Source organism: Streptomyces sp. NPDC052020, from assembly GCF_040680575.1.
In the GTDB taxonomy this organism is placed as follows: domain Bacteria; phylum Actinomycetota; class Actinomycetes; order Streptomycetales; family Streptomycetaceae; genus Streptomyces.
Genome location: NZ_JBFAWY010000013.1, coordinates 72,269 through 98,566 on the forward strand (window position 1 = coordinate 72,269; position 26,298 = coordinate 98,566).

Genomic DNA, 26,298 nt, shown 5'->3' on the forward strand with positions numbered 1-26,298 from the left:
CTGGTGCCGGCTTCCGCTGAGGGTGCGGGGCGGGTCACAGGCTCATGAGGTCGAGGGCCCATTCGGCCGCCAGGACGCCGCCCAGACCGAGGACCGACAGCACCGTGGTGTAGGTGGTGCGGACCTTGATCGCCTGGATGACCGACAGATTGAAGTACTCCTTGAACAGCCAGAATCCGGGATCGTTGACGTGCGAGAAGGCGACCGAGCCGCAGGAGACGGCGAGCACCATCATCTCGGCGTGCGCACCGCTCCCGGCGAGCAGGGGCAGCACCACCCCGGAGGACGTCACGACGGCGACCGTGGCCGATCCGAGGGCCACCCGGAGAATGGCCGCGATGAGCCAGGCCAGGACGATGGCGGAGATGGACCAGGAGTCGGTGACGTCCTTGATGTAGTCGGAGATCCCGCCTTCCACCAGGACGTTCTTGAAGGCGCCGCCGGCGCCGATGACCAGCAGGATCATCGCCATCGCCTTGACCGCCGAGGAGCAGGACGCGCTGACCTCCGACAGGCTCCGGCCGATGCGCGGCCCGAAGGCCCAGATGGCCAGGAGCAGCGTCAGCAGGAGCGCGATCGGCGCCGATCCGAGGAACGCGACGGAGTGCAGGAAGCGGCTCTCGCCGGACGTGGCCATGTCGGTCACCGCGGCCCCGGCGATCAGGGCGACGGGGAACAGCGCCACCAGCAGTGACCAGCCGAGGCCGGGCATCTCCTCCTCGGTGAACACCCGCTCGCTGACCAGGCCCTGGGGCATGGCGGGGTTCATCGCCTTGATGAACGGCAGGCGGGGCCAGAGCAGCGCGATGAGAGCGCCGACCGGCACCGCGAGGAACAGGCCGTAGAACAGCGTCAGTCCGACGGAGGCGTCGAAGGTCGCGGCGACGGCGGTGGGGCCGGGGTGCGGCGGCAGGAAGCTGTGCATGGTGGACAGGGCGATCGACATCGGCAGCCCGACCCACAGCAGGTTCGCCCCGGTGACCCTGACCAAGGTGAACGCGATGGGCACGATGATGATGAAGGCGACCTCGTAGAACATCGTCACGCCGATGAGCATGGACGTGACCACCATGGCGACCTGGACCCAGCGCGGCCCGAAGGCGTCGAGCAGGGTGCCGGCTATGCGCTGGGCGGCGCCGGAGTCTCCCATCACACGGCCGACCATGGCGCCGAGCCCGATGGTGAGCATCGTGTCGCCGATCTGCCCTCCGATGCCCTCCGAGAGGATGTCCGGGATGTCCTTCACCGGAATTCCCTGGACCACGGCGACACCGACCGCCACGAGCAGGAGAGCCGCGAAGCCGTTCAGTTTCAGCCTGGTCATGAGGAGCAGCAGAACCAGGACGCTGATTCCGACTACGACGAGTGGCATGTCAGTTCCCCTTTGAACTGTGGGTGGAGCGGCCGGGCCTCGGGCGGCGTGAGGGGGCGGCACGGACTCGGTACGGGGCTGGCGGTGGGGGCGAAGGCGGTGCGGCGACGGCTTCGAGCCGTGGCGGCCGGCGAGAGCGCCGGGGAGACCGGCGGGGTGAGGTGGCGCCTCGGGGAGCCGCCGTGCGGGACGCGGCGGCGAGCGGGCTCCGGTCGTCACCGGACCGGCTTCGCGTCGAGGCGGCGTTCCCGCGCGCCGGGCTCGACGCCGCCGGTCGCCTGCCCGGCGGACAGCCGGCGCGCGGCCGTGGGGCGGGGCACCGATGCGGCCGCGGCGGTCCTCGGTGCCCCCGGCTCGGTGGTGCGGTCAGACGAGTAAAGGGTCCGGGTGACCGGCGCGGGCCCCTGGGACGTCGGGCCTCTCCGCCGCGGCCCGGCGACGCCCGGGGCGGTCCGCGGACGCGGGGGCTCCGGAAGCGGCGGTCGCCGGCTCGTCCTGCCGGGCGGGAGCGGGCATGGTCGATCTCCTAGACCTGAGGGGGGAAGCGACAGCGTGCCGCGTGCGGTCCGAGCCACCGAATCGGTGGCTGAGTTGACCGTAGAGATCGTTCTGATTCACGTCCATGTCGAATTTTGTTGGTTGCCATACCTTTCTTGGATGGCCGCTTCATGACGGGGACGTGTCGGGCCGGGCCAGGCGGGGGTCACAGGTGCCGCAGCAGCGCGTGAAGAGCCGGATTGTCGTTGTTCCGGCGCCATACGAGGCTGAGTTCGACCGGTCGCGGGTCCGGCAGCGAGACCTGCCGGAAGACGACGCCTCCGTAGCGCATCCGGGCCGCGGTCTCGGGCACCAGGGCGATGCCCCAGCCGCCGTTGACCAGGGCCAGGATGCTGTGCACCTGCGTGAGGTACTGGGTGAAGACGGGCCGGGCGCGCGCGGCCCGGAAGACGCTGATCAGCAACTCGTGGAAGTAACGGGCCTCGATGGGCGAGTACATCAGGAAGTCCTCGCCGTCGAAGTCCTCGATCCGCATCGGCCCCTCCAGCGCGGCCAGCGGGTGCCCTGCGGGAAGGGCGGCCAGCAGCCCCTCCCGCACCGCCGTACGGGACGTCAGGTCGGCGCCCGTGGTGGAGGGCCGGATCAGCCCGAGGTCGAGCGAGCCCTCGCTGAGGGCCTTGAGCTGGTCGCGGGTGACGAGCTCCTGGAGCAGGATCTCCACTCCCGGCAGTGCCGCCCGGGCGGTTTCCAGCAGGTCGCCGAGAGCGGAGTAGGCGCTGGCGGCCGTGAACCCGACGGCGATCGCCCCCGCCTCGCCGGTGGAGACCCGGCGGACGGCGAGGGTGGCGTGCTCGGACTGGCGCAGGATGCGGCGCGCCTCGATCAGGAAGGCCCGGCCGGCCGGGGTGAGCCGCACGGTCCGGTTGGTGCGGTCCAGCAACTGCACGCCCAGCTCGTTCTCCAGCAGCTGGATCTGCCGGCTCAGCGGCGGCTGCGTCATGTTCAGCCGTTCCGCGGCGCGGGTGAAGTGCAGTTCCTCGGCGACGGCCACGAAGCTCGTCAACTGGGCGAGAGTGAACATTGATGCTCTCCAGGTATTGCGACATCCAAAATCTATGTTGGACGTGAATCATTGGGGACCGTAGCGTCGGATGTGGACAGACGGCGACCCCGCGAGTGCCTCGGCCGCAGCCCCCGGAGCACCGGAGCGGGGGCCGGCTGCCGGCCGAGGCCCGCCCGCGGCCGACGGACCCCGGCGCGGGCGGCGTCGTCACCGGACAGCCGCGCCGCCCGCGCCGGCCACCCGAAGCGCCCGCGGCCGACGGCCGCGGCACCCGCACCTCCACCGCACCATCCCGACCTTCAGGAGCGCTCCATGACGTCCTTCACCCCGGCGGAACTCGGCCGCCGCATCGGCTCCGGGCTGCTGTCGTTCCCCGTGACCCACTTCGGCGACGACCTGTCCTTCGACGAAGGCGCCTACCGGGAGAACATCGTCCGCCTGGCCCAGTACGACGTCGGCGGCCTCTTCGCGGCCGGCGGCACGGGCGAGTTCTTCTCCCTGACCCCCGCCGAGGTCGAACGCGTCGTGGCCGCCGCCGTGGGCAGCGCCCCCGACGGCACCCCGATCCTGGCCCCGGCCGGCTACGGCACCGCCACCGCGATCGAGCTGGCCGCCGCCGCCGAACGGGCCGGCGCCGACGGCCTCCTGCTGTTCCCGCCCTACCTCACCGAGGCCGGGCAGGAGGGGCTGGCCCGCCACGTCGAGGCCGTCTGCCGCTCCACCTCGCTCGGCGTCGTCATCTACAGCCGCGCCAACGCCGTGTACTCCCCCGACACGGTCGCCCGCCTCGCCGGCACCTGCCCCAACCTGATCGGCTACAAGGACGGCGTCGGCGACATCGACACCATGACCCGGATCTACGCCCGCCTCGGCGAGCGCCTCACCTACATCGGCGGCCTGCCCACCGCCGAGACGTTCGCCCTGCCCTACCTCCAGCTGGGCGTGACGACGTACTCCTCGGCCATCTTCAACTTCCTGCCCGAGTTCGCCCTCGACTTCTACGCCGCCGTCCGCGAGCGCCGGCACGACGCCGTCACCGGCATGCTCAGGGACTTCGTCCTGCCCTACACCGAGATCCGCAACCGCCAGGCCGGCTACGCGGTGAGCATCGTCAAGGCCGGCATGACCGCCACCGGCCACAGCGCGGGGCCGGTCCGCCCCCCGCTCACCGACCTGACCGCGCGGGAACTCGACGAGCTCAAGGCGCTCATCGCCAAGCTGCCCTCCGCGGCGGGCTGACGCAAGATTCCGCTCGTCCCCCTCCCCCCTCCCCCGCTTTCCGCGCCGTGCGCGGCGGGTGCGCCGGAGCCGTCCGGTACACCCACCGCCCGGAACGGGGCTCGGTCCAAAAACCCTGCCCGCCACCGGCCTGCCCGGCGAAGCGGATCAGCAGCCGGGGACGGTGCCACCGGCGCCGCGCAGGGCCTTCAGCGCCGCCAGGGCGTCGTCGAGCGTGCGGACCGGAACCAGGCGCACGCCCTCGGGGCGGGCGGCCATGGCCTTCGCGCACTGGCCGCGGGGCATCAGGAAGTTCCGTACCCCGTCCCGCCGTACGGCCTGTTCCTTGAGCTCGATGCCTCCCACGGCGCCGACCGTGCCGTCCGCGGCGATGGTGCCGGTGCCGCCGATGGCCTGCCCGCCCGTGAGGTCCCCGCCCCGTCCGTCACCCTCGATCTTGTCGATGATGCCGAGGGCGAACATCAGCCCGGCGCTCGGCCCGCCCACGTCCGGCAGCGTCAACCGCACCCGGACCTCCTTCGGGGACAGTCCCAGGTGCCCGAGCGCCGCTGCCGCGGCGGCGTCCTGGGAGTCGTTCATCTCCCGCGTGTTGTGCCGCGCGATCCGCTCGACGGACTTGCCCGCGGGGTAGACCCCGTCACGCGGTACGACGGCCCGGTGCTCGTCGAACCACGCGCCCACCACGTCCGACGACTTCACCGGCGCGTCGGGCGCAGTGACCGAAACGACCGTCGCCAGCCGGAGTTCACCCGACGTCTCGCGGGTCCGGGCGCCCTCGATGGCGATGACCGGTGTGCCGCGCCGGGCGCCGAGGACATCGGCGGTGGGTCCGGGCACGAGTACCGCGAACGGCAGCGGAGCCAGCACAGCGGTGACGACCAGTGAAAGGACCGGGGCGGCGCAGACGATGAGCGTACGGATGCGAGTAGTCACGCGCGTCACCTTGTCAGACGGCACGGAGCCGGGTCCGACGGGGCTGCCCGAGGGGGCGGTGGTATCGCACGCGGGGACGGGCGCGTTCGCGGCGCCGCGGATCGGGCGAAGGGCTCCGGCGGCGGGTGACGGCTCCGCGGCGCGGCAGGGGGCCGACGGTCCCGTCACGGGGTTCCGTGGTCCCCTGCCGCAGCCGGGCGGGGGTGTGCGGGGTGGACCGGGTGTCACACGGCGCCGGTCGTGGATATCACCAGCATCCGGGTCACCGTGCCGTCGTCTCCCACGACGTCCCGCACCGGGCGGAAGCCCAGGCGGCGGCAGAGGGCGAGGCTGGCGGTGTTCTCGGCGCCCACCATGCCGTAGGCCTCCCGCAGCCCCAGATGGTCGGCGGCGTGGCGGAGCAGGCCGCGGACCGCCTCGGTGCCCAGGCCCTTGCCCCAGTACCCGGGGGCCAGGGCGGTGACCAGTTCGTGGCCGTCGACGTTTCCGGTCTTCTTCACCTCGGCGTGGCCGGCGTAGACGCCCTCGTGCCACAGGCCCCACACGTCGAACAGCCGCTTGGGGTAGACGTCGGTGAGGATGGTGCGGAACAAGGTGCGGATCTCTGCCTCGGGCACCCGTTCCTGGCCCATCCAGCGGCAGACCTCCTCGTCAAGCAGCAGGGCGACGAACACGTCCTCGTGCTCGGCCCGGTAGGGCAGGAACTCAAGCCGTTCGGTGCGCAGGACGGATGACACGGAACCTCCCGGTCCACAGGGCTGGCCAATCGCGGCACCGGGCCGCGGAGGTACGAGGTGCCGTACCTCCGCGTCCCCTCTCGGTGCGGTGCCGGGTCAGGCCCCGGCGTTCTCCATCCGCTCCCGCAGGCTGCGCGGGCGCATGTCGGTCCACACCTCGTCGACGTAGGCGGTGCACTCGGCCTCGGTGCCCTCCTTGCCGACGGGCTGCCAGCCGGCGGGCACGTCGACGTCGACCGGCCAGAGGGAGTACTGCTCCTCGTCGTTGCGCAGCACCTGGTAGCGGGTGTTCTCGTCCATCGCGCGGGCTCCTGTCTTCAACGGTGATCGGTTTTCCGGTGGTTCTTGCGCAGGTGATCGTTACTCGGTGGTCGTGTTCCCGGTGGGTGTGTTCCCGGTGGGTGTGTTCCCGGTGGCCGGGGCGGGCAGCGGGCCCGGGGTCCGCCCATGCTCAGCGCACCCCCCGCGCGTGCCGCGCGATGTGCCGCAGCGCCTCGGCGAACTCCCCGGCGACGCGCCGTACCGTCGCCGTGTCGTGGACGGCGGGACGGTGGTGCCAGGTGAAGGCGAGACGGCCGTGCTGCACCGCGCCGACCACCTCCAGCAGGTGGGATCCGCCGTCACGGGGGTCGTGGTCCCGGCCGAGGCTGCCGTGCTCGGCGCGGATGAGGCCGCTGCCCGGGGCGCCGTCGCCGGCCGGGCGGGCGTCCCACTGACCGAGGTAGTTGAACACCACCTGGCCGTGGGAGGCCGCACCGCCGAGCCGCTCGCGCACCTCGGGCGGGCCGTAGGTGCGCAGGGCGCCGAAGCCGATGCCGTTGCCGGGCACGGCGCGCAGCTGGCGGCGCACCGACTTGACCAGGGCGCGCCAGTCGCGTCCCGGGCCGAGGTCGCCCGGCGCGTCGACGCGCAGCGCGACCGGGTGGACGGTGGTGAACCAGCCGACGGTGCGCGACAGATCGGCCCCGTCCAGCAGGTCCTCGCGGCCGTGGCCCTCCAGGTCCAGGCGGACCCGCTCCCCGCCGGTCCAGCGGGCGAGGGCGAGGGCGAGGGCGGCGAGCAGGACGTCGTTGACACGGGTGCGGTAGGCGGTGGGCGCGGACCGCAGCAGGGCCTCGGTGTCCTCCTCGCCGAGTTCGACGGTGAGCGCCCGGGACTCGCCCGCGTCACAGAGGGCCGGGCCCGGGACCGGTTCGGCGGCCACCGCCTCCTCCCAGTAGGGCAGTTCGTGGTCCAGGCCGCCGCCGGCCACATGGGCGGCGAGCCCGCGGGCCCAGTCCCGGTAGGAGGTGGTGCGCTCCCCCAGCGCGACCGGCTCGCCCCGCACCGCCTGCCGGTAGGCGGCCTCCAGGTCGTCGCGCAGGATCCGCCAGGACACGGCGTCCACCACGAGGTGGTGGGCGACCAGGAGGAGGAAGGCGGGGCGGCCTGGACCGCCCGTGAACAGCCCGGCGCGCAGCAGGGGGCCGCGTTCCAGGGCGAAGCCGGCGTGGAGTCCGTCGGCGGCCCGCTCCATGGCGGCGTCGGCCTCGTCGGGGGCGAGGCCCGTCAGGTCGTGGCGGACGAGGACGTCCCGGTCCTCGGCGGGCGGCGGGTTGAACTGGTGCCAGCCGTCGGCGTCCCGGGTGAAGCGCATGCGCAGCGCGTCATGGTGCGTGAGCAGGGCGGCGAGGGCCGTCTCCAGCGCCGCCGGGTCGGGCGTGCCGTCCAGCTCCAGCAGCAGCGACTGGTTGAAGTGGTGGTGCGCTGCGCGCGGGGTGGTCAGGAACCACTCCTGGATGGGGGTGAGCGGTACGTCGCCGCTGACCGGGCCGTCACCGGAGCGCTGCGGCCCGGTGCGGACGACGGCGGCCAGTCCGGCGACCGTCTGGTGGGTGAACAGGTCCCGGGTGGCGATGTGCAGCCCCTCGCGGCGCAGCCGGGACACCACCTGGAGGCTGAGGATCGAGTCGCCGCCCAGGTGGAAGAAGTTGTCGTCGGCGCCGACCTCCGGCACGCCGAGGACGTCGGCCCAGACGCGGGCGACGCGCCGCTCGGTGTCCGTGCGCGGGGCGGTGCGCGGACCGCCCCGCGCGGCGGCGGGGCCGGGGGCGGGCAGGGCGCTCCGGTCCAGTTTGCCGTTCGGGGTGAGCGGCAGCCGCTCGAGCGGGACGATCACGGACGGGACCATGTGCGGGGGCAGGTGCCCGGCCAGCTCCTCCCGCAGCCCGGCGGGCTCTTCGCGCGGCGCGGCCGTCTCCTCGCGCGGCGCGGTCCGCCGGTCGTGCGGCCGGGCGCCGGGGCGCCGGTCGCCTCCGGTGGCGGGGACGACGTACGCCACCAGCCGTGCCGTGCCGGTGGTCTCGTCGTCGCGTACCACGACCACCGCGTCGCGCACCCGGGCGGTCCGGCGCAGCGCGGCCTCTATCTCGCCCGGCTCGATGCGGAAGCCGCGGAGTTTGACCTGGGCGTCGGCGCGTCCGGCGAAGCGGAGCTGCCCGCCGGCGTCCCAGCGCACCAGGTCCCCGGTGCGGTACATCCGCTCCCCCGGCGCCCCGAACGGGTCGGGCAGGAACCGGGAGGCGGTCAGGCCGGGCCGGCCGAGGTAACCGCGGGCCAGGCCCGGGCCCGCCACGTACAGCTCGCCCAGCACCCCGGGCGGTACGGGACGCAGCGCGGCGTCGAGGACGTAGACGCGGGTCGCCCCGGCCGGGCGGCCGATCGGCGGGGCGCCCGCCCCGGGGGTGAGCGGGCCGGTCCAGGTGGCGACCACGGTGGCCTCGGTGGGCCCGTACGAGTTGATCATCCGGCGGCCGGGGGCCCACCGGTCGACCAGATCGGCGGGGCACGCCTCGGCGCCGACGATCAGGGTGCGCAGCTCCGGCAGGGCCGTCGCCGTCTCGGCCGGTACGGTGGCGAGGGCGGCCGGGGGGATCAGCGTGTGGCTGACGCGCCGCTCGGCGAGCACCCGCGCCAGCCGTTCGCCGACCAGCGGGCCCTCCTCGCCGGTCACCAGGGTGGCGCCGGTGAGCAGGGAGACGCACAGTTCCAGGACGGAGGCGTCGAAGCTGGGCGAGGCGAATTGCAGCACCCGGTCGCCGGGCCCGGCGGCGTAGCGCTCGGCGGCGGCCGCGGCGAACGCGGCCAGCCCGCTGTGGGTGACGACGACGCCCTTGGGGGTGCCGGTGGAGCCCGAGGTGTAGATGACGTAGGCGGGGTGCCCGGGGGTGAGCGGGGTGGTGCGGTCGGCGTCGGTGGGGGCGGTGTCCGGTCCGCCGGCGGCCCACACCTCCTCGGGGTCGTCCAGGACCGCGACGGCGCCCGCGTCGCGCATCATGAACCGGCGCCGCTCCTCGGGGTAGCCGGGGTCGACGGGGAGGAAGGCGCCGCCGGCCTTGGTGACGGCGAGCTGGGCGACGACCGTGGCCGCGCCGCGGGGCAGCGCCAGGGCGACGACGGCCTCGGGACCGACACCGCGGGCGATGAGCCGGTGGGCGAGCCGGTTGGCGGCGCGGTCCGCCTCGGCGTACGTCCACCGCCGGGCGCCCTCGCTCAGGGCGATCGCGTCCGGGGTGCGGGCCGCCTGCCGTTCGAACAGCCGCGGGAGCGTGGCCGCCGGTACCGGCCGTGCGGTGCCGTGGCCCTGGTCGAGCAGGGCCTTGAGCTCGGCGTCGGTGGTGAGCGGCAGGGTGCCCACCGGCCGGTGCGGGTCCTCGGCGAGGGCGGTCAGCAGGGTGCCGAGCTGTTCGGCCATGCGCTCAGCGGTGGCCGGGTCGAACAGGTCGGTGTTGTAGGTGAGCAGGCCGTGCAGCGCGCCGGTGTCGGTCTCGGCGAACTCCAGGGTGAGGTCGAACGCCGCGTGCCGCAGTTCCGTCTCCACGTCGGTGACCTCCAGACCCGGCAGGTCCAGGTCGGCGGGGGGCGTGTTCTGCAGGACGACCATCACCTGGAACAGCGGGGTGCGGCTGGTGTCGCGTACCGGCTGCACCTCGTCCACCACCCGTTCGAAGGGCACGTCCTGGTGGGCGAAGGCGTCGAGCACCGTCCGCCGTACGGCGGTGACGAACTCCGGGAAGGACTGCTCGGGCCGCACCTCGGAGCGCAGGACCAGGGTGTTGACGAAGAAGCCGACCAGGTTCTGCGTCTCGGGCAGGTCGCGGCCGGCGGTGACGGTGCCGACGGCGATGTCCCGTCCGCCGGACAGCCGGGCCAGGTAGACCTGCGCGGCGGCGACGAGCGTGGTGAACAGCGTGGCGCCGCGCTCCTGTCCGGCCCGGGCCAGGCGGCGGGCGGTGCGCGGCGGCAGCACCAGGCGGGTGGTGGCGCCGCCCGCGGTGCGCACCGGCGGGCGCGGCCGGTCGGTGGGCAGGTCGAGCGGTTCGACGCCGGCCAGCCGCTCCTTCCAGTACGCCAGGTGGTCCTCGCCCGTGGTGTCCAGGACGGTGCGCTGCCAGTGCGCGTAGTCGGCGTACTGCACGGGCAGCGGCGGCAGTTCGCCGCCGGCCGTGCCTGTCTCGGCCCGGTAGAAGTGGGCCAGGTCGCCGGTGAGGACGGCGGTGGACCAGCCGTCGGTGACGATGTGGTGCACGACGAGCGCCAGGACGTGGTCGTCGCCGTCCAGCCGCACCAGCGCGGCGCGCAGCAGCGGGCCGCGGCGCAGGTCGAAGGGGCGGGTGCGTTCGGCGGTGAGGAGTCCTTCGAGGCGGGCCTCGCGTTCGGCTCCGGGCAGGCCGGACAGGTCGTGCAGGGGCAGGGGCACGTCCTGCGGCGGGTGCGTGATCTGCACGCCGCGGCCGTCGGCCGAGTCGAAGGTGGTGCGCAGCGACTCGTGCCGGGCCACCACGGCCCGCAGGGCCCGGGCCAGGGCGCCGGTGTCGAGGGTGCCGCGCAGGCGCAGGGCGAGCGCGGTGACGTACTCGGCGCCGCCGGGCGCGAACTCCTCCAGGAACCACAGGCGTTGCTGCGCGTACGACATCGGGGCCGCCGTGTCGCGGGCCACCGGCACCAGGGCGGGCCGCGCCGGGCCGGTGCCGGGGGCGGTGAGCCAGGCGGCGAGCGCGGCCGGGGTGGGGTGGTCGAAGACGGCGCGCGGTGAGACGCCGGTGCCGAACGCCTCGGCCAGGCGCGAGGCCAGGCGGATGCTGAGAAGGGAGTCGCCGCCCAGCCGGAAGAAGTCGTCCTCCACGCCGGGCGGTTCGGTGCCCAGCACCTCGGCGAAGGCGTGCGCGGTGCGGCGTTCGGCCTCGGTGCGCGGCTCGGTGCGCGGTCCCCGCCCGCGCTCCGCTTCGTCCGCCGGGGCCGGGAGCGCCGCCCGGTCCACCTTGCCGTTGGCGCTGAGCGGGAACGCGGCGAGCGGGACGACGGCGGAGGGGACGAGGTAGTCGGGCAGGGTGCGGCGGGCGTGGGCCCGCAGGGCGTCCGGGTCCCGGCCGGCGTCCCCGACGACGTAGGCCACCAGCCGTCTGGTCCCCGGCCGGTCCTCGCGGGCCACCACCGCGACGTCCGTGACTCCGGGATGGCCGGCCAGGACCGCCTCCACCTCGCCGGGTTCGACGCGGAAGCCGCGGATCTTGACCTGGTCGTCGGCGCGGCCGAGGAACTCGACCGTGCCGTCCGGGCCGCGCCGGGCGAGGTCGCCGGTGCGGTACATGCGGGCGCCGGGCGGGCCGCAGGGGTCGGCGAGGAAGCGGGCGGCGGTGTCGCCGGGGCGGCCGAGGTAGCCGCGGGCCACGCCCTCGCCGGAGACGTACAGCTCACCGGCGCAGCCCGGCGGGACGGGACGCAGCCGGGAGTCGAGGACGTACACGCGCAGGTCGTCCAGGGGGCTGCCGACCGGCACGGTGGCGGGGACGGCCTCGGCGTCGGTGAGGGCGTGCGCGGTGGCGAAGGTGGTGGTCTCCGTCGGTCCGTAGCCGTCGACCACGGTCAGGCCAGGGCAGGCGGCCAGGACCCGGCGTACGGCCGCCGCGGGGACCACGTCACCGCCGGTCCACACCTGGCGCAGGCCCGCGAAGCAGTCCGGGGCGTCCTGGGCGAGCAGCCGGAACAGGCCGGCCGTCAGCCACACAGCGGTCAGGCCGCCGTCCGCGGCCAGCCGCCGCACCAGTGCCGCGTCCACGGTCTCCCCGGGCGCCACGACCACGCACCCGCCGGTCAGCAGCGGCGCCCACACCTCGAACGTGGCCGCGTCGAACGCCACCGGCGAGTGCAGCAGCACCCGGTCGCACACCCCGCCAGCGAACCGGCTGTCGGTCGCGAGCGACGCCACGTCCCGGTGGCGCACGGCGACCGCCTTGGGCCGGCCGGTGGAGCCGGAGGTGAACATGACGTAGGCGAGGCGGTCGGGGTCGGCGGCGGGCAGGGGCCGGGTGAGCGTCTCCCCCGCGCAGGCGGCCACCTCCCGCGCCGTGAGCCGCGCCGTCGCTCCCGCCTGCGCCAGCAGGGTCCGGGTCCGCTCCTCGGGGGCGCGGGCGTCCACCGGGACGTAGGCGCCGCCCGCCTTGACCACCGCGAGCTGGGCGACGACGAGTTCGGCGCCGCGGTCCATGACCAGGGCGACGCGGTCCTCGGGGGCCAGCCCGTCCGCCAGCAGGCGGGCGGCCACCCGGTCGGACCACTCGTCGAGCCGGCGGTACGTCAGCTCCCGGTCGCCGTCGCGGACCGCGACGGCGCCGGGGGTGCGCCGGGCCTGGTCCGCGAAGAGGCCGACCGGGCTGCGCGGCGGGAGGCTGCGGGCGGTGGTGTTCCACCCCTCCAGCACGCGCCGGTCCTGCGCGGTCAGCAGCTCCAGGTCGTCGATATCGCCGTCGAGTCCGGCGGCGAGCGCGGCGAGCAGGACGGAGAGCCGGGCCGCGGCGCGTTCCACCGTGGCGGTGTCGAACAGCGCGGCGTCGTAGGCGAGGTCGAAGCCGAGCCGGTCGCCGAGGTGGGCGCGCAGGCACAGGGGGAAAGTGGTGGCGTCGTCGGCGCGCACCTCCTCGACGGCCACGCCGGTGCGGGCGGTGGCGGACTCGTCGACGGGGTAGTTCTCGAAGACCACCATGCTGTCGAAGAGCGCCTCCCCCGCCGGGACGTCGCTGACGGCGTGGATGCGGGGCAGGGCGAGGAAGTCGTGGTGCCGGGCCGCGCTCTGTTCCTCCTGCACGCCGCGCAGCCAGTCCCGTACACGGCCGGACGGCACCCGCACCCGGGTGGGCACGGTGTTGATGAACATGCCGATCATCGTCTCGACGCCGGGGAGTTCGGCCGGGCGTCCGGAGACGGTGGTGCCGAACACCACGTCGTGCCGTCCGCTGGTGCGGGCCAGCAGCAGCGCCCAGGCGCCCTGGACGACGGTGTTGACGGTGAGCCCGGCGCGGGCGGCCGTCTCCCGCAGCCGCCGCGAGAGGTGCTCGTCCAGTTCGCGGTGGACGGCGGCGGCGGAGCGGGCGCGGTGCGCCTCGGCGGGGGTGCGGTCGTAGGGCAGCGGGGTGCGGGCGGTGAAGCCGGCGAGGGCGTCGGCCCAGTACCGCTCGGCCGCGGCGGCGTCCTTCTCCTCCCGCTCGGCGAGCCAGCGCAGGAAGTCCGCGAACGGTCTGCGCGCCGGCGGCGCCGCGGCGGGGCCGCCGGTGAGGGCGGCGTAGCGCTCGCACACCTCGGTGAGCAACTGGCCGGTGCTCCAGCCGTCGAGGACGATGTGGTGGGTGGACCACACGAGCAGCACCTCGTCGCCGGGCAGGGCGGCCAGGGTGAGCCGGGTGAGCGGGGCGCGGGTGAGGTCCATACCGGCGGCGTGGTCCTCGGCGAGGAGCCGTTCGGTCGCCTCGGCGCGCCGCCGGGGCGTCAGCGCCCGCCAGTCGAGGTGGGTGACGGGCAGGTCCGCCTCGCGGTGGACGACCTGGACCGGGTGCGGCAGGCCCCGCCAGTGGACGCTGGTGCGCAGGGCCGGGGTGTGGTCGGCGACCTGCTGCCAGGCGGCGGCGAAGGCCCGCGGGTCCGCGACGCCGGAGAGCCGTACCGCGATGCGGTCGAAGTAGGCGCCCGCGGTGTCGACCAGGCCGTGGAAGAGCATGCCGGACTGCAACGGGGTCAGCGGCAGCACGTCGGCCACGTGCCGTCCGTCGCCGACGAGGCGGTCGAGCTGGTCCTGGGTGAGGCCGGCGAGCGGGAAGTCGGAGGGGCTGCGGCCGCCGGTGTCCGGGCGGGCGCAGTGGGCGACGATCTCGCGCAGCGCCGCGCGCATGTCCTCGGCGAGGCGGCGCACGACGGACTCGTCGTAGACGGCGGGCGGGTAGGTCCAGCCGAGTTCGAGGCGGCCGTCCTGGACGACGCCGGTGACGTCCAGCAGGTAGGGGCGTTCCTCGTCGGGGTCGGTGTCGCGGCCGGCCGGGGGCAGCGCGGCCCGCAGCAGTCCGCCGTCCGTGCCGCCCGCGTCCCACCGGCCGTGGTAGTTGAAGCCGACCCGGGGTCGCGGGGCACCGGCCAGCGGGCTGCCGGGCACGAGGTGGCGCAGGGCGCCGTGGCTCAGTCCGCGGCGCGGCACCGCGCGCAGCTGCTCCTTGACCGAGCGCAGGGTGTGGTGCCAGCCGGCGCCGGGCGCGACGGTCAGGGCGAGGGGGAACTCGGCGGTGAACCAGCCGACCGTGCGCGACAGGTCCGCCTCGAAGCCGTCGCCGAGGTCCTCCCGGCCGTGCCCCTCGACGCCGACCAGGACGGTGTCGCGTCCGCACCAGCGGGCCAGGGCGCGGCCCAGCGCGCTCAGCAGCACGTCGTTGACCTGGGTGCGGTAGGAGTCGGGGACGCGGCGCAGCAGCGCGTCGGTCTCCTCGGGCTCCAGCGTCACGGTGAGGGTGGCGGCGGTGCCGTGGGTGTTGGGGCCGGGCCGGCCGGGGGGCAGGGCGGCCGGGGCGGCGCAGGCGCGGGTCCAGTACGCCAGGTCGGCGTCGAGGGCTCCGGAGCGGGTGTGCTCCTCCAGCCGGGTCGCCCAGGTGGTGTACGCCGTGCCCGCCGGGGGCAGGGCGACGGGCCGGCCGGCCGCGGCGTCGCGGTAGGCGGTCTCCAGGTCGGCGAGCAGGATGCGCCAGGAGACGCCGTCGACGGCCAGGTGGTGGAGGGTGAGGACCAGCTGGGCGGGGTCGCCGTCGAAGAGCAGGGCCCGTGCCATCCGCCCCCGGGCCGGGTCGAGGGAGCGCTGCGCGGTGTCCGCCGCGCGCTGGACCTCCTCCTCCCCCGCCGGCCCGGTGTGGCGGGTGAAGACACCGTCCGGGGCCTCGGGCAGGACTTCTTGGCGCCAGCCGTCCGCCGTGTGCCGGAACCGGGTGCGCAGGGCCGGGTGGTGGCGTACGAGGGCCTCGACCGCCCGCTGGAGCGCCTCGGCGTCCGTGCCGGGGGCCAGGCGCAGGCGCTGGGTCATGGTGAAGCGCAGGCGGTCGCCCGGGCGGCGGTCGTCGAGGTACCAGTGCTGGATGGGGGTGAGCGGTGCCTCGGACGGTGCCTGGGCCGCGGTGGGCCGGGGGGCCGTTTCGGTGACCGACAGGGCGAGTTCGGCGACCGTCTGGTGGCGGAAGACGTCCTTGGTCGTCAGGGCGAGGCCGGCGGCGCGGGCGCGGGAGACGATCTGGATGCTGAGGATCGAGTCGCCGCCGAGAGTGAAGAAGTTGTCCCGCGCGCCGACCCGTTCGACGCCGAGGACCTGTGCCCAGATCGCCGCCAGTTCCTCCTCGGTGCCGGGGCGCGGCGCCACGTACGGGGTGGTGCTGTCGGGCTGCGCCGGCGGTGCGGGCAGCGCGCGCCGGTCGGTCTTGCCGCTGCTGGTGCGCGGGATGCGGGCGAGCGGCACGAACGCGGCGGGCACCATGTGGCCGGGCAGGGTACGGCGCAGCCACACGCGCAGTGCGTCGGCGGGCGGGACGCGGTCCCCGGCGGGCACCAGATAGGCGGCGAGCAGGGCGCGGCCCGCGTGTTCGCGGGCGGCCACGGCCGCGTCGGCGACGTCCGGGTGGGCGAGGAGCGCGGCCTCCACCTCGCCGGGCTCGATGCGGAAGCCGCGGATCTTGACCTGCTCGTCGGCCCGGCCGAGGAACTCCAGCCGTCCCTCGGCGTCCCAGCGGGCGCGGTCGCCGGTGCGGTACATCCGCTCCCCCGGCGCGCCGAACGGGTCGGCGAGGAAGCGGGCGGCGGTCTGCCCGGGCCGGTTCAGATAGCCGCGGGCCACCTGGGCTCCGGCCAGGTACAGCTCGCCGGGCATGCCGGGCGGCACCGGCCGCAGGGCGCCGTCGAGGACGTAGGCGCGCAGGCCCCGGCCGGGGCGGCCGATGACCGGCCGGCCGGGGCCGTCCGCGCAGGGGCCGTAGACCGCGTCGACGGTGGTCTCGGTGGGGCCGTACATGTTGTACGCGTGCACGCCGAGGTCCCGCGCCGCGCGCAGCTCCCGCCAGGTGGCGGCGTCGACCGCCTCGCCGCCGACGAGCAGCAGGCGCGGGTGGTGGCGGCCGGGGGCGAGGAGGCCGGCGGTGAGGAGTTCGCGCAGGAAGGACGGGGTGACGTTGACGAAGTCGAGTTCCCGGTCGGCGATCTGCGCGCAGAACGCCTCCGGGTCCAGGCGGGTGTCCTCGTCGATCAGGTGCACCTGGTGGCCGAGGGCCAGCAGCAGCGGTCCCTCCCAGGAGGTGTCGAAGGAGAAGGAGGCGCTGAGCGCGGCGCGCAGCCGCCGGCCGTCGGCGGTGTGCGGGGCGAGGAGGCCGTCGCGGTGGTCGAGGCAGAGGCTGACGAGCTGGCGGTGTTCGACGGCGACGCCCTTGGGGCGGCCGGTGGAGCCGGAGGTGTGGATGACGTACGCGGTGTTGTGCGGGCTGAGCGGGCGGCGGCGGTCGGCGTCGGTGGGGTCGTGGGCGGGCAGCCGGTCCCAGGGCACCGCGCCCAGGGCGTCGGGGGTCAGCACCGTCCGGGCCCCGGTGTCCTCCAGCAGCGCCGTCACGCGTGCGGCGGGCAGCTCCGGGTCGATCCACTGGAGGGCGGCGCCCGCCTTGAGCACCGCCAGCAGCGCGACCAGGGCGTCGCCGGTGCGCGGCAGGCGTACGGCGACCACGTCCTCGGGGCCGGCCCCGAGGGCGATGAGGTGGTGGGCGAGGCGGTTGGCGCGGGTGTTGAGCGCGGCGAAGTCGTAGGTGGTGTCGCGGGCCGCCACGGCGGTCGCGGCCGGGGTGCGGGCGGCCTGCGCCTCGAACAGGGCGGTGAAGGTGGTGTCCGGTACCGGCAGCGGGGCGCCCTGCCACGCGTGCAGGACGTGGTGCCGCTCGGCCTCGGTGAGCAGCGGAAGGGCGCCGGCCGGGCGGTCCGGGTCCTCGGCGGCGGCCTGGAGCAGCAGCCGGAGCCGGCCGGCGAGGCGTTCTGCGGTGTCCGCGTCGAACAGGCCGGTGCTGTACTCCAGATAGCCGGTGAGGCCGCCGTCCCGTTCGACGAAGTCGAAGGAGAGGTCGAAGGTGGCGTGCCGGACCGGCGGGGTGACCGGTTCGACGTCCAGGCCGGGCAGGGCGGGCGCCTGGGCGCCCAGGTTGTGCAGGGCGACCATGACCTGGAACAGCGGGGTGCGGCTGGTGTCCCGCTCGGGCTGGAGGGCGTCCACCAGCTGCTCGAAGGGCACTTCCTGGTGGGCGAAGGCGTCCAGCACGGTGGTGCGGGCCCGCCGCAGCAGCTCCCGGAACGACAGCTCGGGACGGACCCGGCCGCGCAGCACCAGGGTGTTGACGAACATGCCGACCACGTCGTGCAGTTCGGCGCGCTCGCGTCCGGCGGTGACGGTGCCGACGGCGATGTCCTCCTGCTCGGACCAGCGGGCCAGCAGGATCTGGCAGGCGGTCAGCAGCGTCATGTAGAGGGTGGCGTCGGCGGAGCGGCCCGTCGCGCGCAGCCGGTCGGTCAGCTCGGGCGGCAGGTGGAAGGTGACCAGGGCGCCGTCGCGGGTGCGGACGGCGGGCCGGGGCCGGTCGGTGGGCAGCTCCAGCGGGGCCAGCCCGTCCAGGGTCCGCCGCCAGTGGGCGAGGTCCCGCTCGGCCCGGTCGGTGCGCGCGCGCTGCCAGGCGGCGAAGTCGGCGTAGCGGACGGGCAGTTCGGGAAGGTCGGGGGCGCGCTGGTCGAGGGCTGCCGCGTACAGCTCGCCCAGGTCGCGGCCGAGGACGGCGACGGACCAGCCGTCGGTGACGATGTGGTGCACGGCGAGGACGAGCACGTGCTCGCCGGGGGCCAGGCGGGCGAGGCGGGCGCGCAGCAGCGGGCCGGCCGCCAGGTCGAAGGCGGTGGCGGCCTCCCGTTCGATCAGCGCGTCGAGGGCCTGCTCGCCCCGGCCGGTCAGGTCGTCGGCCGGCAGCGGGACGGGGCGGGGCGGGTGGATCACCTGCCGGGCGTGGCCGTCCTGTTCGGCGAACGTGGTGCGCAGGGCCTCGTGCCGGGCCACCAGGCCGTCCAGGGCGGTGCGCAGGGCGCTCTCGTCGAGCGGGCCGCGCAGCCGCAGCACGGACAGCGTGGTGTACTCGGTGCCGCCCGGCTCGAAACGGTCGAGGAACCACAGGCGTTGCTGGGCGTACGACAGCGGGGCCGGGGCGTCCGGGTCCGCGGCCGGTATCGCCTCGGCCGGGGTCCCGGCCGGTTCGCCGAGCTCGGCGGCGAGCGCGGCGACCGTCGGGTGGGTGAACAGCAGCCGGGGCGAGACGTCCGCGCCGAAGGCCGCGCGCAGCCGTGCGGTGACGCGCACGGCGAGCAGGGAGTCGCCGCCGAGGGCGAAGAAGTCGTCGTCGGCGCCGACCTCCTCGGTGTCCAGGACGTCCGCCCAGGCGGCGGCGACGAGTCGTTCGGCGGGGGTGCGCGGCGGGACGCGGTCGCCGGTGGCGGCGAAGCCGTCCGGGCCGGGGGCGGGCAGGGCGCGCCGGTCGAGTTTGCCGTTGACGGTGAGCGGCAGTGCGGGCAGCGGTACGTAGGCGGCGGGCACCATGTGGGCGGGAAGCAGGCGCTCCAGGTGGGCGCGCAGCTCGGCGGCGGAGGGCGGGGCGGCGGCGCCGTCCCCGCTGCCGGTGCCCACGACGTGGGCGACCAGCCGCCGGGTGCCCCCGGCGTCCTCGTGGACGCCGACGGCGGCCGCGCCGACGCCCGGGTGGGTGTGCAGGGCGGCCTCGATCTCGCCGGGCTCGATGCGGTAGCCGCGGATCTTGACCTGCTGGTCGGCGCGGCCCAGGTACTCCAGGGTGCCGTCGGCGCGCCGCCGGGCCAGGTCGCCGGTGCGGTACATGCGGGTCCCCGGCGTCCCGAACGGGTCGGCGACGAAGCGGGACGCGGTCAGTCCGGGCCGGTCGAGGTAGCCGCGGGCCAGTCCCTCCCCCGCCACGTACATCTCCCCCACCGCGCCGGGCGGTACGGGAGCCAGGGTGCCGTCGAGGACGTACACCCGCAGGTCGGGGATGCCGGTGCCGATGGGGCTCGCGCCGCCGCTGGCGGCGGTGGCGCCGTCCAGCGGGGCGTAGGTCACGTGCACGGTCGTCTCGGTGATGCCGTACATGTTGACCAGGCGCGGCGCGTCCTCGGGGTGCCGCGCGTACCAGCCGGCGAGCCGTCCGGTGTCCAGTGCCTCGCCGCCGAAGATCACCATGCGCAGGGCCAGCCGGTCCCCGGTCCGCGGGTGTTCGGCGTCGGCGCGGGTGAGGGGGTAGAAGGCGGACGGGGTCTGGTTGAGGACGGTGACCCGTTCGTCGGCCAGCAGCCGCAGGAAGTCCTCCGGGGAGCGGGCGACGTCCTCGGGGACGACGACGAGCCGCCCGCCGTGCAGCAGCGCGCCCCACAGCTCCCAGACGGAGAAGTCGAAGGCGTAGGAGTGGAACAGCGTCCACACGTCCTGGGGGCCGAAGCCGAACCAGTGCGCGGTGCGGGTGAACAGGCGCACCACGTTGGCGTGCGGCACGACGACGCCCTTGGGGCGGCCGGTGGAGCCGGAGGTGTAGATGGCGTAGGCGGGATGCTCCGGCAGGGGCCGGCGGGCGGGGTCCGGGCCGGTGGCCGGGCGGCCGGCGAGGTCGGCGGCCACCAGGGTGTCGTCCAGCGCCAGCACGGGCACGGCGGCGCCCTCGGCTCCGGTTGCGGTCCGCGTGGTCGTCACCAGCGCCACGGGGCGTGCGTCGTCGAGGACGGCGGCCAGCCGCTCGGCGGGCACGGAGGGGTCGACGGGCAGGTAGGCGGCGCCGGTCTTCAGTACCGCGAGGATCGCCACGACCTGGTCCAGGCCGCGGGGCAGGGCCAGCGCGACGTAGCGCTCCGGCCGGGCGCCGGCCTCGGCGAGCCGGTGGGCCAGGCGGTTGGCGAGGGCATCGAGCGTGGCGTAGTCCAGGTGTGCGCCGGCGCAGGTGACGGCGAGGGCGCCGGGGGTGCGGGCGGCCTGCTCCTCGAAGAGGTCCACCAGTGTCCGGCCGGGGCGGCCGTGCGCGGTGCCGTCGCCCTCGGCCGCCGGCAGGCGCCGCTCCTCGGCGGTCGTCCAGGGCAGGGCGCGCAGCGGACGGTCGAGGTCGTCGGCGATCCCCGTCAGCAGCAGGCAGAGCCGGGCAGCCAGATCCCGCACGGTGCCGGGGTCGAGCAGGCCGGGGTCGTAGGCGAGGTCGAAGCCGATGCGCTCGCCCTGGTAGGCGCGCAGCACCAGCGGGTAGTTGGTGGCGTCGCGGGAGTCGACACCGGCCAGGCGCACGCCGGAGGTGGCCGTGCGGGCCTCGTCGAAGGGGTAGTTCTCGAAGGCGACCATGGTGTGGAACAGCGGGCTGCCCGGCGGCACGTCGCTCAGCGAGGTCAGCTCGGCCAGGGACACGGCGGCGAACCGGCGGGCGTCGGCCTGGGCCCGCTGGAGTTCGCGCAGCCAGTCGGCGGCCGGGCGGTGGGCGTCCACGCGGACCCGGGTGGGCAGCGTGTTGATGAACATGCCGACCATGGACTCGGCGCCGGGCAGGTCGTCGGGACGGCCGGAGACGGTGGTGCCGAACACCACGTCCTCCTCGGCGCCGTAGCGGGCGAGCAGCAGCGCCCAGGCGCCCTGCACGACGGTGCTCAGGGTGAGCCCGGTTTCCCGCGCGGTGCGGGCCAGCCGCTCGGAAACCGCGTCGGAGAGTCCGGCCGTGTGCACGGCCGCCGACCGGGTCCGGTGGGTCTCGCGCGGCGCTCCGCCCGCGGGCAGCGGGGTGGGGGTGGCGAATCCGGCGAGCACGCCCCGCCAGTGGTCGCGGGCGGCACCGGCGTCCTGCTCGGCGAGCCAGCGCACGTAGTCGCCGAAGGGGCGGCGCACCGGCGGCCGGCTCTCGCCGCCGGTGGTCAGGGCGGCGTACTCCTCGCAGACCTCGGTGAGCACCTGCGCCAGGCTCCAGCCGTCCAGGATCAGGTGGTGCGAGGTCCACAGCAGCCGCAGCTCGGCGTCGGGCAGCCGGACGAGGGTCAGCCGCATCAGCGGGGCGGTGTCGAGGTCGATGCCGCGGGCCAGGTCGGCCTCGCGCAGCCGGTCCAGCCGCTCGGCGTGCTCGCCGGGGTCCACCTCCCGCCAGTCCAGGTGGGTGACGGGCACCTCGACGCGCCGGTGCACGATCTGCAGCGGTACGGGCACATCCTCCCAGACCACCGAGGTGCGCAGCGCGGGGGTGCGGTCGGTCACCCGCTGCCAGGCGAGGGCGAAGGCGTGCGGGTCGGCCACGCCCCGCAGCAGCAGCGCGGCCTGGTCCACGTAGACGTCGTCGCCGCCGCCGACCAGGCGGTGGAAGAGCATGCCCTCCTGGAGCGGGGTCAGCGGCAGGAGGTCCTCCACGCCGCGCCCGTCGCCGGCCAGCCGGTCCACGGCGGCCTGGTCGAGGCGGGCCAGCGGGAAGTCGGACGGGGTGCGGCCGCCGGCGTCCGGGCGGGCGCAGTGCTCGGTGATCGCGGCCAGCGCCGCGGCCATGCCGTCCGCGAGCCGCCGTACGGTCGGCTCGTCGTGGACCTCTTCGCTGTAGTGCCAGGTGATCTCCAGCGCGCCGTCGACGACGGCGGCGGAGACGTCCAGCAGGTGGTCCAGGGGCTCGTCGGCGGCGATCTCCCGGCCGGGCACCTCGGCGGCCTGGGCGAACTCCCCGGAGCCGGGCGTCTCCCACTGGCCGTGGTAGGTGAAGGACACCTGGGGCAGCGGCACCTCACGCAGCGCGCGGGCGGCGGGGTCGGGCGAGCCGAGCCGGGCCAGCGCCTCATGGCTCAGGCCGCGCCGGGGCACGGCCCGCAGCCGCTCCTTGACCGCCTTCAGCGTGGCGCCCCAGTCGGGCGCGCCGGCCGGGCCGGCCGGGGTGAGGGTGACCGGGTACTGGGTGGTGAACCAGCCCACAGTGCCCGAGAGGTCGTGCGGCTCGCCGACGTCCTCCCGGCCGTGTCCCTCCAGCGCGACGGTGATCCGGTCGGCGCCCGCCCAGTCGGCGAGCACCCGGCCGAGGGCGCTGAGCAGGACGTCGTTGACCTGGGTGCGGTAGACGCCGGGCACCCGGCGCAGCAGCGCCTCGGTGGTGGGGCGGTCCACCCGGGTGCGGACGGTGCGCACCGACGCGGCGCGCGGCGTGCCGGGCCGGTCGACGGGCAGCGGGGTGCGCGGCTGGGCGGCCTCGGCCGTCCAGTACGGCAGGTCGGCGTCGAGGTCGCCGGCCCGCACCCGCTCGGACAGGTGGGCGGCCCAGGCGGCGAAGGGGGTCTGCTCCGGCGCGAGCCGGACGGGTCCGCCCGCGGCCGCCTGCCGGTAGGCCCGCTCCAGGCCGGTGAGGAGCACGCGCCAGGAGACGCCGTCCACGGCGAGGTGATGGGCGGTCAGGAACAGTTGCGGGCGCTCGCCCGGGGCGGGCAGCAGCAGGGCGGCCCGGAAAAGGCTGCCGGTGGCCGGGTCGAGGGCGGCGCGGGCGGCGTCGGCGGCCCGGGCGCGGGCGGTGGCCGGGTCGGGGGCGGCGGACAGGTCGTGGCGGGTGAGCAGTCCGGTGGCCGGGCCCTCGCCGGGGTGCTGCCGCCAGGTGGTGCCGGTGCGCGCGAACCGGGTGCGCAGCGCCGGGTGGCGGACGGCCACCGCCTCCACCGCCTGCTCCAGCGCCCGCTCGTCGAGGTCGTGGGGCAGGTCCAGCAGCACCGACATGCTGAAGTGGCGCAGCGGGCCGTGCGCGGCGAAGAACCACTCCTGGACGGGGGTCAGCGGTGCCGGTCCGCTGACGCGGGGGGCCCGGGGCACCGGGGCGACGGGGGTGCGCGGGGCCGCCGCGGCGGCGAGGTCGGCGACGGTCTGGTGGCGGAAGACGTCCCCGGAGGTCAGGCGCAGGCCGGCGGCGCGGGCGCGGGAGACGGCCTGGATGCTGAGGATGGAGTCGCCGCCCAGCTCGAAGAAGTTGTCGGTGACGCCGACCCGGTCCACGCCCAGCACCTCGGCCCAGATCCCGGCCAGCGTCCGCTCGGCGGGGGTGCGCGGGGCGGTGTACTCCCGCTCGCCGGGCCCGGATCCGAAGTCGGGGGCGGGCAGGGCGCGGCGGTCCAGCTTGCCGCTGACGGTCAGCGGCAGCGCGTCGAGGACGGTGAAGGAGGACGGCACCATGTGGTCGGGCAGGACGCGGCGCATCGCGGCGCGCAGGGCGGAGGCGGCGGGGACGGCGGTCCCGGCGGCGGGGACCGCGTAGGCGGCGAGCCGGGTGTGGCCGCGCGCGTCGGCCACCGCGACGACCGCGGCGGCGGTCAGCTCCGGCAGGTCCAGCAGGGCCGCCTCGACCTCGCCGGGCTCGATGCGGTGCCCGCGCACCTTCACCTGGTCGTCGGCGCGTCCGAGGTAGTCCAGTCGGCCGTCCGCGGTCCAGCGGGCCAGGTCGCCGGTGCGGTACATGCGGGTGCCCGGCGCCCCGAACGGATCGGCGACGAACCGGGCGGCGGTCAGGCCCGGGCGGCCCAGGTAGCCGCGGGCCACCTGCTCGCCCGCCAGGTACAGCTCGCCGCCGACGCCGGGCGGCACCGGCTGGAGCCGGTCGTCGAGGACGTAGGCCCGCACGTTGGGCAGCGGGCGGCCCACCAGCGGTCTGCGTTCGCCCTCGATCCGGCAGGCGAGGGCGTCGACGGTGCACTCGGTGGGGCCGTAGAAGTTGTAGGCGGTGACGTCCCGGTGGGCGGCCAGCTCGCGCCACAGGCCCGGTCCGACGGCCTCGCCGCCGACCATCAGCACCCGGGGGCGGTGGCGCTCGTCGGTGAGCAGCCCGGCGGGCAGCAGCTGGCGCAGGTAGGAGGGGGTCAGGTCGAGGAAGTCGACGCGGTGCTCGACGACGTACTCCACCAGGGCCGCCGCGTCCAGCCGGGTCGTCTCGTCGACGAGGTGCAGCGGGTGGCCGTCGGCCATCAGCAGCACGCCCTCCAGCGAGGTGTCGAAGGAGAACGACGCGGTGAGCGCCACGTTGAGCGGTCCGCCGCCGGCCTCGGCGACGAAGCCCTCGCGGTGCGCGGCGAGCAGGTTCGCCAGCGACCGGTGGGCCACGGCGACGCCCTTGGGGCGGCCGGTGGAGCCGGAGGTGTGGATGACGTAGGCGGGGTGGCCGGGGTCGAGGGGGGCGCGCCGGTCGGCGTCGGTGGGGTCGGTGTCGGGGCCGGGGTCCGCCGGGTCCGTCCGCGGGCCGGCGCCGGGGACGGCGCGCAGCGCGGCCTCGTCGAGGACGAGGGCGGGGCGGGCGTCGTCGAGGAGGTGGCGCACGCGGTCCTCGGGCAGGGCGAGGTCGAGGGGGAGATAGGCGGCGCCGGCCTTCCACACGGCGAGGATGCCGGTGATCATGTCGGCGGTGCGGGGCAGGCGCAGGGCGACGAGCCGCTCGGGGCCGGCCCCGCGGGCGATGAGGTGGTGGGCCAGGCGGTTGGCGCGGGCGTTGAGGGTGGCGTAGTCGAGGCGTTCGCCGCCGGCGACGAGGGCGGTGGCGTGCGGGGTGCGGGCCGCGCGCTCCTCGAAGAGCCGCGGCACGAGCGTGGCGGGGACCGGGCGGGCGGTGTCGTTCCAGTCCCGGGTGACCCGGCGGACGTCCGCCCCGGAGAGCAGCGGGAGGGTGCCGAGGGGGCGGTCGGGTTCGGCGGCGACGCCCGCGAGGAGGCGCTGCAACTGGTCGGCCATCCGGTGAGCGGTGTCCGTGTCGATGAGGTCGGTGCGGTACTCCAGCAGGCCGGTCAGCCGCTCCCCGTCCGGCACGAACTCGACACTGAGGTCGAAGGTGGCGGCCTGCCGGGGCACGGCGACCGGGGCGGTGGCGAGGTCGCGCAGGGCGGGGGCCGCGGGCGGCGCCGGGTGCAGCAGCACCATCACGTCGAACAGGGGGTTGCGGCCCGCCTCGCGGGAGGCGCCGACGGCCTCCACCAGCCGCTCGAAGGGCGTGTCGCCGTGCGCGAAGGCGTCGTTGACGGTGTCGGCGGCGGCCGTCAGCAGGGCGCGGAAGGAGTCGCCGGTCTCCACCGGTGTGCGCAGGACGACGGTGCTGGCGAAGAAGCCGACGGCCCGCTCCAGGTCGGTGCGGGAGCGGCCGGGGGTCAGGGAGCCGACGGTGGTGTCGGCCTGCCCGGACCAGCGGGCCAGCAGCGCCTGGCAGGCGGCGGCCAGGGAGGTGAACAGGGTGGTGTGCTGTTCGGCGGCGAGGGCGCGCAGCCGGGCGGTGACGCCGGCGGGGACGGTGAAGGTGTGCACCGCGCCCGCCCCGGACTCCTCGCCGCGGCGCGGGCGGTCCAGGGGCAGTTCGGGCGGCACGGCGCCGCGCAGCCGCTCCGTCCAGTGGGCCAGTTCGCGCTCCATGCGCTCCCTGGAGAGCTGTTCGCGCTGCCACACCGCGAAGTCCGGGTACTGCGTCTCCACCGGCGGCAGGCGCACCGGCTCCCCGTGCGCCAGGGCGTCGTAGGCGGTGCACAGTTCCTCCAGGACCACGCCCATCGACCAGCCGTCGGTGACGATGTGGTGGGCCGTCAGCAGCAGGACGTGCGCGCGGTCGGACTCGCGCAGCAGCAGGGCGCGCAGCAGCGGGCCGGTGCGCAGGTCGAAGGGGCGGGCGTACTCGTCGAGCAGGGCCGCCTCCGTCTTGGGCGGGGCGGTGTCGCGCACCGGCAGCGGCACGGGGCCGGGTGCGTGGACGCGCTGGACGGGGCGCCCGTCCTCGCCCTCCTCGAAGGTGGTCCGCAGGGCCTCGTGGCGGGCCACGACGGTGTCCAGGGCGCGCCCGAGGGCGTCCCGGTCGAGGGCGCCGGTGAGGCGCAGCGCGACGGCGCTGTTGTAGCGGGCGTCGCCGGGGCGCAGCCGGTCCAGGAACCACAGGCGCTGCTGGGCGAAGGACAGCGGCAGCGGGCGGGTGCGGTCGGCGCGGGGGATGCCCTGGCGGACGGTGGCCCCGGGGGCGGTCCCGGCACGTCCCGCCAGCCGGCGGCGCAGTGCCTCCCTGAGGTCCTCGGGCAGGGCCTCGGCGCGGTTTCGCTTCGAAGACGTCATGGTC

General features: G+C 75.8%; 7 protein-coding genes. 1 reads left to right on the plus strand and 6 read right to left on the minus strand.

Annotation, left to right across the window (positions count from 1 at the left end; translation table 11 throughout):
• Positions 1–34 precede the first annotated feature (34 nt).
• Positions 35–1,591 carry a gluconate:H+ symporter gene (locus tag AB0L74_RS16105; RefSeq protein WP_365651421.1) on the minus strand — a complete coding sequence of 519 codons (1,557 nt, stop codon included), beginning with the start codon at positions 1,589–1,591 and terminating at the stop codon, positions 35–37.
• Between the two features lie 484 nt (positions 1,592–2,075).
• Positions 2,076–2,951, minus strand: coding sequence for a LysR substrate-binding domain-containing protein (locus AB0L74_RS16110; protein ID WP_365651424.1), 876 nt, complete (start codon positions 2,949–2,951; stop codon positions 2,076–2,078).
• 294 nt (positions 2,952–3,245) lie between these two features.
• On the opposite strand from AB0L74_RS16110, the gene kdgD reads away from it, so the two are divergent.
• Positions 3,246–4,172 carry a 5-dehydro-4-deoxyglucarate dehydratase gene (gene kdgD / locus AB0L74_RS16115; protein ID WP_365651427.1) on the plus strand — a complete coding sequence of 309 codons (927 nt, stop codon included), beginning with the start codon at positions 3,246–3,248 and terminating at the stop codon, positions 4,170–4,172.
• Between the two features lie 147 nt (positions 4,173–4,319).
• Here the strand turns inward: kdgD and AB0L74_RS16120 are convergent, their stop codons facing one another.
• The 4 genes from AB0L74_RS16120 to AB0L74_RS16135 all read right to left on the minus strand — a co-directional run bounded on the left by AB0L74_RS16120 (position 4,320) and on the right by AB0L74_RS16135 (position 26,294).
• Entirely contained in the window at positions 4,320–5,105 is a 786-nt protein-coding gene (locus AB0L74_RS16120) for a hypothetical protein (protein WP_365651430.1), read from the minus strand.
• Between the two features lie 224 nt (positions 5,106–5,329).
• Complete coding sequence (locus AB0L74_RS16125) at positions 5,330–5,842, minus strand: GNAT family N-acetyltransferase (protein ID WP_365651433.1); 513 nt, start codon at positions 5,840–5,842, stop codon at positions 5,330–5,332.
• Positions 5,843–5,938: 96 nt separating this feature from the next.
• The gene (locus AB0L74_RS16130; protein ID WP_164397196.1) at positions 5,939–6,142 is read right to left on the minus strand and encodes an MbtH family NRPS accessory protein; all 204 of its coding nucleotides are present in this window, start codon (positions 6,140–6,142) and stop codon (positions 5,939–5,941) included.
• A gap of 151 nt (positions 6,143–6,293) precedes the next feature.
• Complete coding sequence (locus AB0L74_RS16135; RefSeq protein WP_365651438.1) at positions 6,294–26,294, minus strand: non-ribosomal peptide synthase/polyketide synthase; 20,001 nt, start codon at positions 26,292–26,294, stop codon at positions 6,294–6,296.
• Positions 26,295–26,298 lie beyond the last annotated feature (4 nt).